The organism is Porticoccus sp. (assembly GCF_041592135.1).
Taxonomy (GTDB): Bacteria; Pseudomonadota; Gammaproteobacteria; order Pseudomonadales; family Porticoccaceae; genus Porticoccus.
Genome location: NZ_JBFHQR010000072.1, coordinates 1 through 10,989, shown reverse-complemented (window position 1 = coordinate 10,989; position 10,989 = coordinate 1). Strand labels below are relative to the sequence as shown.

At 63.7% G+C, this 10,989-nt stretch carries 10 protein-coding genes; all 10 read left to right on the top strand.

Going from position 1 to position 10,989, the window contains the following annotated elements; all coding sequences use genetic code 11:
* A partial coding sequence (locus ABY948_RS07795; RefSeq protein WP_461481964.1) for a translocation/assembly module TamB domain-containing protein occupies nt 1–3,106 on the top strand: 3,106 nt, incomplete at its 5' end.
* An 89-nt stretch (nt 3,107–3,195) separates the two neighbouring features.
* Entirely contained in the window at nt 3,196–4,647 is a 1,452-nt protein-coding gene (locus tag ABY948_RS07790) for a dicarboxylate/amino acid:cation symporter (RefSeq protein ID WP_461481963.1), read from the top strand.
* A 61-nt stretch (nt 4,648–4,708) separates the two neighbouring features.
* Nucleotides 4,709–6,109, top strand: a complete 1,401-nt coding sequence (gene atpD, locus ABY948_RS07785) for a F0F1 ATP synthase subunit beta (RefSeq protein WP_461481962.1) — start codon at nt 4,709–4,711, stop codon at nt 6,107–6,109.
* Complete coding sequence (locus tag ABY948_RS07780; protein WP_461481961.1) at nt 6,106–6,531, top strand: F0F1 ATP synthase subunit epsilon; 426 nt, start codon at nt 6,106–6,108, stop codon at nt 6,529–6,531. The genes atpD and ABY948_RS07780 overlap by 4 nt, the downstream gene beginning before the upstream one ends.
* Nucleotides 6,515–6,784, top strand: coding sequence for an AtpZ/AtpI family protein (locus tag ABY948_RS07775; RefSeq protein ID WP_461481960.1), 270 nt, complete (start codon nt 6,515–6,517; stop codon nt 6,782–6,784). The genes ABY948_RS07780 and ABY948_RS07775 overlap by 17 nt, the downstream gene beginning before the upstream one ends.
* 4 nt (nt 6,785–6,788) lie before the next feature.
* Entirely contained in the window at nt 6,789–7,508 is a 720-nt protein-coding gene (locus tag ABY948_RS07770) for a F0F1 ATP synthase subunit A (RefSeq protein ID WP_461481959.1), read from the top strand.
* Entirely contained in the window at nt 7,501–7,767 is a 267-nt protein-coding gene (gene atpE, locus ABY948_RS07765) for an ATP synthase F0 subunit C (RefSeq protein ID WP_461481958.1), read from the top strand. Before ABY948_RS07770 ends, atpE begins: the two co-directional genes overlap by 8 nt.
* A 48-nt stretch (nt 7,768–7,815) precedes the next feature.
* On the top strand, nt 7,816–8,562 hold the full coding sequence (locus ABY948_RS07760) for a F0F1 ATP synthase subunit delta (protein WP_461481957.1): 747 nt from the start codon (nt 7,816–7,818) through the stop codon (nt 8,560–8,562).
* A complete protein-coding gene (locus ABY948_RS07755) occupies nt 8,552–10,072 on the top strand; it encodes a F0F1 ATP synthase subunit alpha (RefSeq protein ID WP_461481956.1) in 1,521 nt (506 codons plus the stop codon). Before ABY948_RS07760 ends, ABY948_RS07755 begins: the two co-directional genes overlap by 11 nt.
* Nucleotides 10,069–10,953, top strand: a complete 885-nt coding sequence (locus tag ABY948_RS07750) for a F0F1 ATP synthase subunit gamma (protein WP_461481955.1) — start codon at nt 10,069–10,071, stop codon at nt 10,951–10,953. Before ABY948_RS07755 ends, ABY948_RS07750 begins: the two co-directional genes overlap by 4 nt.
* The last annotated feature ends 36 nt before the right edge of the window (nt 10,954–10,989 follow it).

The following is a 10,989-nucleotide window of genomic DNA, read 5'->3' as shown; positions in this document are numbered from 1 at the left end:
GCCGACCCTGTCCAGCACGTTGCCCATTCGCTTCAAGGCGCTAGAGATCCGCCAGTTGCGCTACCGCGACCCGGAGCACCGGCTGGAGCTGGAACGGCTAACCGCTACGGGCAGTATCAACCTGCTGGGCATCCAACTCGACCAACTGGCGCTGGTACAAGCGGATCGACAATTGGCCATCGAGGGCAAACTGGGCGGCCAGCCCCCCTACCGTCTCAACCTCAGCGCTTCGTGGCAGCTGAGCGAAACCGGCCAACCCCGCTATGCCGGAACCCTGGCGGTGGGCGGCAACCTGGCCACCGTCACCCTGAAACACCAACTGCTGTCGCCCTTTGCCCTGGACAGCGGGGGCGGCCTCGACACGGGGTTCGACCGCAGCCAGCTCGGACTCGACCCCGCCCACCTCCGCGCCCGGCTGACCCACCGCTGGCAACTGGAAAACACCCTGCTGCCGGGACTGGATACAGCGGTTACCTCGACGGGAACACTGGAGAGCAGCGGCACGCTGGCGGACTACCGGTTGCAGGGTTCGCTGCAACTGAGCCTGCCGGCCCAGCCCCTGGTGCCACCGTTGCAACTGTCCCTGAGCAGTCGCGGCGACCCCGACGGCCTCAGCATCGAACAGCTGACCCTGGACAGCGACGTCGGCAAGCTCCTGGCAACAGGGGCGCTGCACTGGCGCGAAGCCCTCAGCGGCACCTTGCAGATTGACCTGGAACGGTTGCGCCCCGGCCACTTCAGCGGGGAACTGAGCGGGGAGCTCGGGGGCCGGCTGCAACTGGATGGCCGCTATGGGGCGCAGCAATTGTTGCTGAACGCGGCCATCGAACAGATCACCGGCGAGTTGAACGGCTATCCCCTCAGCCTCCGGGGCCAGCTGGGGTATCGGCCTGGGGAGGTTTCCGGACGGGGGCTCGAACTCCGCATCGGCGCCAACAGCCTGCTGCTGGACGGCACCGCAGGGGAGCAGTTAAACCTGCGCTGGCAACTGGATGCGTCCAACCTCGCCGCGCTCTACCCGCCACTTGCGGGCAAACTGCAGGGGGACGGCCTGCTCACCGGCAGCCGTGACCAACCCCAGCTGCGGGGCAAGTTGCGCGGCCAACAACTGGCCCTGGCAGGCCAGCGCCTGACCCGGCTCGACGCCAGCTTCTCCCGGCAGCAAGCCGGCCAGCAGCGCTTGCAACTGACCGCTGAGGATCTCGATCTGTCCCCACTCCATCTCGAGCAACTGAGCCTGCAGGCTACCGGCTTGGTGGCAGACCACCGCTACCAGCTTTCCCTGAAACACCGGGAGGGCACTCTGCAACTCACCGGTCTCGGACACTGGCGGGAAGATCGCTGGCGGACTCGGCTGCTGTCGGGCGAGATCCGTTCACCCGCAATTGGCCTGTGGCAACTGGAGGAGCCGGTGGACAGCGAGCTTTCCCCATCGAACATCAGTTTGGCACAGCACTGCTGGCAACAGCAGGCGGCACGGATTTGCGCGACCAGCCACTGGGATGCCCAACAGGGCGTCGCACTGGATCTGGCCCTGCAGCAGCTGCCCGCCAGTCTGGCGCAAGGCTGGCTGCCCCAACAGAGCAGCCTGTCGGGGGCGGTGGACGGCAAACTCCTGCTCAGTGGCAAGCCGGACGACCTGCGCGGGGAGTGGTCGCTGCACGCACCGCTGCTGCAGCTGCGCATGGATGAACAGTCCACGCGGGTGATGGCGTTGCGGGAAACCTCGCTCACCGGAACGCTGCGGCAGCAGTTGCTGCAACTCAGCGCGCAGTCCCGGTTGCTGGACAGCGGCCAGGTCGAGGCCAGTTTGCAATGGCCACTGCAACAGGGCCAGGCGCTGGCCGGCGAGGCGCAACTGCACTTCAGCTCCCTGGACTGGCTCGACCCCTTTGTGCTGGCGCTGGAGGATCTCAAGGGGCGGGCCGACGGCACCGTCACCCTGGGCGGCACCACCGGGCAGCCCCGCCTGAGCGGCGGGCTCAGACTGTCCGAATTGTCGGCCCATGTCCCGGAACTGGGCATCGATGTGCAGCATGGCGAGCTAAACCTGATCCACCGGCAGCAGCACGACTGGCAGGTCAGCGGCACGCTGGATTCCGGCAAGGGCGTGCTGGCAATAGCAGGCTCACTGCTGTTCAACCGGCCGGATGACTGGCACAGCCAGCTCCAGCTCAGTGGCAAAGATGTGCAGGCCGTGGAACTGGAAAACCTGAGCGCCAGCCTGAGTCCCGACCTGACCGTCGCGGCAGAGCCAGGTCGGTTATCGATCAACGGCACCGTCGGCGTGACCGCGGCCCGCATTCATCTCAAGGAGCTGCCCGCCAGCGCGGTCACAGTGTCCGCCGATCAGGTCATTGTCGATGAACCCGAGGCAGCCAGCGCGCCCGCTCCTGATCAGGCGATACGGGCAGATATCCGTGTGACGCTGGGCGATCAGGTGCAGTTCAGCGGTTTTGGCATCAAGGGCCGTCTCAGCGGCGACCTGAACATGACCGAGCAGCCACAGCAGCCCGCCAGGGCACGGGGCATCCTGGAAATCCACGACGGCAGCTACCGCACCTATGGCCAGCGACTCAGTATCGATAGCGGCAGGTTGATCTTCCAGGGCGATCCCGACCGCCCGCTGATTCACCTCAGCGCCTCGCGCACGGTGGACAATACCCTGGTGGGCATCCGCATTGATGGCATGCCGGACAGCCTGACCAGTGAAGTGTTCGCCACGCCCTCGCTACCGCAGACAGAGGCGATGGCATTGCTGATCACCGGCAAACCGCTGGCCAGCGCCTCCCAGGCCGATGCCACCGCCCTGAGCAATGCCGCCACGGCACTGGGGTTCAGCCAGAGCGAGGGGCTGACCCGGCAACTGCAAAATTACCTGGGGCTGGATACCCTGACCGTCTCCAGCGAAGCGGGAGTCCGGGAGAGCGCCCTCACCGCCGGCAAGTACCTGACCCCGCGCCTCTATGTGGGCTATATTCAGGACATAATGTCCCCCAACGCTGGGATGGAACTGGAATACTCGATTACCGAAAAACTGAAGGTCAAGGCGGCATCCGGTGAGACGCAGAGTATGGATGTGCTGCTGCGCATTGAGCATCCCTAGCGTCCCGGTCGGGAGCGCTACCGTCCGCCGGTGAGATATGCGAAAGTATCTGGCACCGGCTACAGAAACCTCCGCCTGGGGATATCCGCTTGGCTTTACTGAATCATGCTGTCCTCAAGACCACCGTAGAGGCCCTGCACCCGCGCTCTTTGAAATACCTGAGCGACTCCCTGCAGGGCCTGGTGCGCGGTCGCCTGTGGTTACAGGTGTTGGTGGGCATGGTGCTCGGCATCGCGGTGGGTATTCTCATGGGCCCCAGCACGGGCCTAATCAGCCCGGCCACTGCCACCACCGCCAGCGACTGGATCGCGCTACCGGGCAGGCTGTTCCTGGCCCTGATCCAGATGATGGTGATCCCGCTGGTGTTCGCCTCCATCATCCGCGGCCTGGCGGCCACGGAAGACCTGGAGCAGTTGAAGAAAATCGGCCTGCGGGTAGTGCTGTATTTCATCTTTACCACGGCCCTCGCCATTGTCATCGGCCTGACCCTGGCCAACCTGATCCAGCCCGGTCAGTACGTCGACAGCCAGGCGTTGCAGGCCACCCTGAGCGCCGTGCCCAATCTCGATCAGGCCCCGGCCCAGGGGGCGGTCTTTGATCAGCTGCCCCAGAAAATTGTCACCCTGCTGCCCTCCAATCCCCTCAGTTCCATGGTGGAAAGCAACATGTTGCAGGTAGTGATTTTTGCCATGGTGATCGGCGTGGCACTGGTGATGATGTCGCCCGTGCAGGCCAAGCCGTTGCTGGATCTGATGGGTTCGTTGCAGGAAGTGTGCATGACCGTGGTGCGCTGGGCCATGCTGCTGGCGCCCGTTGCCGTGTTCGGTCTGCTGGTGCAGTTGACCGCGAAACTGGGGCTGGACGCCCTGCTGGGCATGGCGGTTTACGTGGGCACCGTGCTGCTCGGCCTGCTGCTGATGTTCGGGTTTTACCTGCTGGTGATCGGACTCACCGCACGGATGAGCCCCAGGACCTTCATCAGCTCCGTAAAAGAGGTGCTGCTGCTGGCCTTTTCCACCTCCAGTTCGGCGGCGGTGATGCCGTTGTCGATCAAGACCGCAGAGGAGAAACTCGGCGTCCGGCCCTCGGTATCCCAGTTCGTGATCCCCCTGGGCGCCACCATCAATATGAATGGCACCGCCCTCTATCAGGGGGTTGCCGCCATGTTCCTGGCCCAGATATTCGGCATCGAAGTGGGCCTGGGTGGCATGGCACTGATCGTGATTACCGCCGTGGGCGCCTCCATCGGTTCACCGGCCACCCCCGGCGTCGGCATTGTCATCCTCGCCATGGTGTTGAACACCGTGGGCATCCCCGCCGCCGGCATCGCGCTGATCATGGGCGTGGATCGCATCCTCGACATGAGTCGCACCGCCATCAATGTCAGCGGCGACCTGGTCACCGCCAAGCTGATGGATAGCTGGGTGGGCAGCCGCCTCAGTCACCAGGAGGAGCAGCTGGCGGAGCAGCGGCGGGAGGAAATTCGCCAGCGAACCGGCGAGGATGTGCTGACCAACGGCGCTGCCGGGGCGCAAAACTGAACCCGCGCCCGCCGCAACCGGGGCCCCTGTTTGCCGCGAATTTTAGGGATATACTTTTGCCATGACTGAACCACTGGGTTGTCGGGAACAGGGATTAACCTCCATCGGGGCGATTGTGGAAGTCCACGGTCCGGTGGTGGTAATTGCCTGCGATACTCTGCCTCCCCTGCACCAGGCGCTGTGCGCCCACGTCGACCACGAAACCTATCTGTTTGAAGTCCACCAACACCTCGATGGACATCATTTACGGGCCATCACGATGCATCGCAGCAGTGGCCTGTACCGGGGCATGACGGTGTTCGATACCGGCGCGCCGCTGCATGTACCGGTGTCGCCCGACTGTCTGGGCCGACTGCTGAATATCTTCGGCCAGCCACTGGATGGCAAAGCGCCGCTGAAGGCCCATGAATACCGCAATATCCACAGCAAACCCGCGCCCCTCAGCGACGCCGTTGGTGTGGGCGAGGTATTGCAGACCGGCATCAAGGTCATCGACCTGCTCTGCCCCTTTGTGAAAGGCGGTAAAACAGGCCTGTTCGGCGGAGCCGGCGTCGGCAAAACGGTGCTGATCATGGAATTCATGCACGCGGTGGCGACCCTGCACCAGGGGGTCTCGGTCTTCGCCGGGGTCGGCGAACGCATCCGCGAGGGCCATGAACTCTGGCACGAAATCGACAAGGCCGGGGTGCTGCCGCAAACCCTGATGGTGTTCGGCCAGATGGACGAATCCCCGGGGGTGCGCTTTCGCATCGGCCTGTCGGCGCTGACCTATGCGGAGTACCTGCGGGACAGCCTGCAGAAGGAAGTGCTGTTCGTGATGGACAACATCTTCCGCTTTGTGCAGGCGGGCAGCGAGGTGTCCAGCCTGCTCGGGCGGATGCCCGCCACCGTCGGCTATCAACCCACCCTGACCACCGAGGTGGCGGAAATGCAGGACCGCATCCTCTCCACCCGGCTCGGCGCCATCACCTCGGTGCAGGCCGTCTATGTGCCGGCGGACGACATGACCGACCCGGCGGTCAGCGCCATCCTCAGCCACCTGGACACCACCGTGATCCTGTCACGCACCCAGGCGGGCAAGGGCATTTATCCGGCGGTGGACCCGCTGCAATCGGGCAGCCGGTTGATGGACCGCCACACCCTGGGTACGCGCCACTACGATGTGGCGGAAGGGGTGCGGGAACACCTGGCCCGCTACCGCGAACTGGAAGATATCATCGCCATGCTCGGCATTGAGGAGCTGTCCCCCAAAGACCAGAAAATCGTCATGCGCGCCCGCAAACTGCAGCGCTACCTGACCCAGCCCTTCTGGAGTACCGCGGGCCACTCCGGCATTGCCGGGGTGTCGGTACCCCTGGAACAGACCATCGCCGACTGCGAGGGCTTTTTGCGCGGCGATTACGACGACGTACCCGAGGAGCGCTGCTATATGCGCGGCACCATGGCGGAGAGCGCCCCGTGAAGGCCTTTACCCTGCGACTCGAGGACTCGACCCGCACTCAACAGATTGAGGGTGTTACCTCATTTGTGGGTGAGGACAGGTCCGGCAGCTTCGGTATTTTCGCCGACCACCAGCGCATGATGACGATGCTGGTGATTGGGCTGGCGCGCTTTCAGCTAAACGGTGAGCAATGGCAATGGCTGGCCCTGCCCGGGGCAGTGCTCTATTTCCGCGACAATGTGCTGACCCTCAGCACCCGCCGCTACCTGCTGGACGACAACTTCAATCGCATCAGTCAGGCCCTGCAGCAACAATTGTTGGCGGAAGAGGAGCAGCTACACACCATGAAAGAAAGCCTCCGGCGCATGGAGCAAGAGGTGCTCAAGCGGCTGTGGGAACTGGGCTCCAAAAAAGGCAGGATAAGCCATGCCGCATCCGGATGAATTGAGAAAGCAGGTGGAACGCCAGATCAAGCGGATGGAAAAAGCCGAGCGGGAAAAGCCCACACTGCTCGGCCAGACCGTTTACATCGGCACCCTGGGGCTGTTGTTTGTATTGCCGGTAGTCGGCGGCGCCTATCTGGGCCAATGGCTGGACAGCCTGGTTCCGGTCTATTCCAGCCGCTGGACCCTGAGCCTGATTCTGGTGGGGGTGATGATCGGCGCCCTCAACGTCTACCTGTTTATTCGGGAATAACGCCATGGATAACCCGGAGGTCATGATCCACCCCCTGTTCCGGCTGGGTCCTGTCGATATTACGGCGACTGTGGTCACCACCTGGGCCATCATGGGGATCATCGGGCTATTTGCCTGGCTGGTATCCCGTCGCCTACGTGTCGACAATCCCGGGCGCGTGCAATCCGCCGCGGAGGGAATCGTGTCAGTGATCGAGCAGGCGGTGGCGGACGCCGCGCCGCAACACGCCCGCCAGATCATGCCGCTGATTGGCAGTCTGTGGATTTTTTTGGTGATCGCCAACCTCAGTGGACTGATCCCCGGAGTGCACTCCCCCACCCGCGATCTCTCCGCCACGGCGGCGCTGGCGATACTGGTGTTCCTGTCCACCCACTGGTACGGCATTCGCATCCAGGGGATTCGCAATTACCTGCGCCACTACCTGTCGCCGAGTCCGATCCTGCTGCCCTTCCACCTGATCAGTGAAGTGACCCGCACCGTGGCACTGGCGGTGCGGCTGTTCGGCAATATCATGAGCCTGGAAATGGCGGCGCTGCTGATCCTGCTGGTGGCGGGGTTCCTGGCCCCGGTGCCCATCCTGATGCTGCACATCATCGAGGCGCTGGTGCAGGCCTACATTTTTGGCATGCTGGCCCTGATCTACGTGGCCGGCGGCATCCAGTCACAACAATCCCGTCTACAACAATCATCCCCTGCAGAAGGGCAAGGAGATTCCGATGACTGACCTTTCCACCTTCACCCTGGCTTCCACGGTGGCCGCCGTCTTTGGCGTCGCGCTGGGCGTCATGGGGCCGGCTATCGCCATGGGCTGGGCCATCAGCCGGGCGCTGGAGGCCCTGTCCCGGCAGCCGGAGGCGGAGCGCTCGATTATGCGCACCCTGTTTATCGGACTGGCGATGATCGAATCCCTGGCCATCTACGTGCTGGTGATTGTACTGATCATCCTGTTCCGCAACCCCCTGCTGCAATACCTCGGCCAGTAGCCGGGGCCGTCACACCATGCCATCACCTGATCAACGAGGAACCCGTCTGTGGAATTGAGCTGGTCCACCTTTCTGCTCGAGATCATCAACTTCCTGGTGCTGATCTGGATTCTCAAGCACTTCCTCTACAAGCCGGTACTGGCCATCATTGCCAAGCGCCAGGCGGGGGTGGAGAAAACCCTCGGCGATGCCAGGGCCCTGCACGCCGATGCCGACAAACTGAAACAACAGTATGAAGCACGCCTGGAGCACTGGAATCAGGAGCGCCAGCAGGCCCGCGACACCCTGAGCGGAGAGCTGGAGGCGGAGCGCAGCCGAAAGTTGTCGGCCCTGCGGGACAGCTTGCAACAGGAGCGGGAAAAGGCCCGTGTCGCCGAGGCCCGCCGCCTGGCGGACGCCCAGCGCAAACTGGAAGAGCACGCTTTCGCCCTGGGCGCCCGCTTTGCCGGCAAGTTGTTAACCCAGGCGACGGGGGCCGAGACGGAGCAGCGGCTGGTGGAACTCGCCATCGGCGAACTCGGGCAATTGTCCCCGGAACGCATAGCGGCACTGCAGGCCCACAACGGGGTGTCGGCCAACACCATTACCGTGACCAGTGCCTATCCCTTGCCGGAACAGCAGCGCCAGCAACTCCGGCAGGCACTCGGCCACAATGGCTGGACGGGGACGCCCCGGTTTCAGGAGGACCCGTCGCTGCTGGCCGGGTTGCGGATCACCATCGGGGCCTGGGTACTGGCGGCCAACCTGCGCGATGAACTGCGCGGCTTCGCGGAATTGGCACAACATGAGCAGTAGTTCCGACAACGATTCCATCAGCCGCAGCGGCCAGCCATCCCCCCCGCTGCAACGGCAGTCAGAATGGCTGGACAACTATCAGCCGGGGTTGCGCATCCAGGAGCAGGGCGCGGTGGTCGCGGTGGGTGACGGTATCGCCTGGATTACCGGATTGCCCTCCGCCGCCATGGACGATGTGCTGCTGTTCGCCGATGGCAGCCGCGGCATGGTGTTCGACCTCAATGAGAACATGATTGGTGCCGTGCTGTTGCTGGAGACGGCAACACTGACGTCAGGCACCACCGTGCAGCGCTCCGGGCACGCCCTCAGCATTCCGGTGGGTGATGCCCTGCTCGGCCGGGTGGTCGATCCGATGGGGCGCCCCCTGGACGGCGGCGAGCCACCGGCCCACACCAGCTGGCAGCCCCTGGAAGCACTTTCCCCGCCCATTGTGGCCAGGGATTTTGTCCACAAACCGCTCTATACCGGCATCAAGATCATCGATTCCATGATTCCCATTGGTCGGGGGCAGCGGCAGCTATTGATCGGCGACGAGGGCCTGGGGCGCAGTGCCGTGGCCATCGATACCGTGGTCAATCAACGGGGCCAGGACCTGTACTGCGTTTATGTGCTGATCGGCCAAAAACGCTCCACCGTGGTCAATGTCATGGACACCCTCAGGGAGTTTGGCGCCCTCGACTACACCACCCTGGTGGTCGCAGAAGCCAGTGGCCTGCCGGGACTGCAGCAGCTGGCACCCTTTGCGGGCTGCGCCATCGCGGAATTCTGGATGCAGCAGGGCCGCGATGTGCTGGTGATCTACGACGACCTCTCCACCCACGCCCGCACCTACCGGGAATTGTCGCTGCTGTTGCGGCGCCCCCCGGGGCGGGAGGCTTATCCCGGCGATATTTTTTCCGTGCACGCCCGGTTGCTGGAGCGGGCCACTTGCCTGAATGCCGCCCAGGGCGGCGGCAGCATCACGGCATTGCCCATTGTCGAGACCCAACTCGGCGAGATTGCCGCCTATATTCCCACCAACCTGATCTCCATCACCGACGGCCAGGTGTACCTGGATCGCGGCCTGTTTGCCGGCGGCTTTCGACCCGCCATTGATATTGCCCTGTCCGTGTCACGCATCGGCGGCCAGGCCCAGCACCCCCGCGTCAAGGAGGAGGCCGGGCGCATGAAGCTGGACTACCTGCAGTTCCAGGAGCTGGAGGTCTTCACCCGCTTTGGCGCACGCCTTGAGGCGACCATGGAGACAGCCATTCGGCGCGGCCAGCTGCTTCGGGAAATTCTCAAACAGGATCGCCTCTGCCCACTGCCGGCAACAGCCCAGATGGCCTGGCTGGTGGCTTTCAACGACCACCTGCTGGACGGCCTGGATCTGCAGCATCTAAACAGCACCCTGGACCGACTCCACAACAAGGCCGTCGCCAGCGACCTGGAACTGGACAGCCCGCGGCAGGACTGGAGCCGCGCCCTGACCGACTGGCTGAGCGCGTCGGCTGGGGACAGCACCCCGTGAGCCGCCGGCGCAGCCTTGAGGCGCACCGCCACAGCCTGGGGGAAATCCAGGAGATCATGAATTCCATGAAAACCCTGGCCTATATGGAAACCCGCAAACTGGCCCGCTTTCTCGATGCCCAGCAACAGGTGGTCACCAGCATCGAGCAGGTCGCAGCGGATTTCCTGCAGTTTTTCCCCGAGACACTGCCCGACACTGAAAACACCGCGACCGTCTACTTGTTGATTGGCTCCGATCGGGGGTTTTGCGGCGACTTCAACCATGCCCTGCTGGAGCACCTGAACAGCAAACCGCAGTCCCCTGAAGGCCTGGCCAGTGTGCTGGCCGTGGGACACAAACTCTGCACCTTGCTGGATGACGACCCGCGCGTCTCGATCGCACTGGATGGCGCCGGGGTCACGGAAGAAGTATCCCCGTTGCTCAACCGCCTGGTGAGCGAACTCAGCCAACTGCAACAAGGTCGGGGGCCCCTGTCGCTGGTGTGCCTATACCACGAAAGCGCCGCACAGATTCGGGAGCAGCGGCTGCTCCCCCCTTTCCACAACCTGCCAGGACTGGCTGGAAAAGCTACCGCGGCATTCGGCCACCCGCCCCTGCTGCACCTGCCCCCGCGGGAATTCCTGCTGCAGTTGACGGAACAATACCTCTTTGCCGTCCTGCACGGGGTGCTCTTCACCTCCCTGATGGCGGAAAATCACCATCGGGTCGCCCACCTGGAGGGAGCCGTCAGACATCTGGAGGAGGAATCGGCGGAACTGGCCCGGGCCTGCAATGTGCTGCGACAGGAGGAAATTACCGAAGAAATTGAAGTTATCCTGCTCGGCGCCGAGAATCTGGCCGGATCACCGGGTGCTGAACAGCAGAAAAAGTGGCACAAATGAGCAGGGCACGGCGCCTGCAGGCGACGGCTCGACATC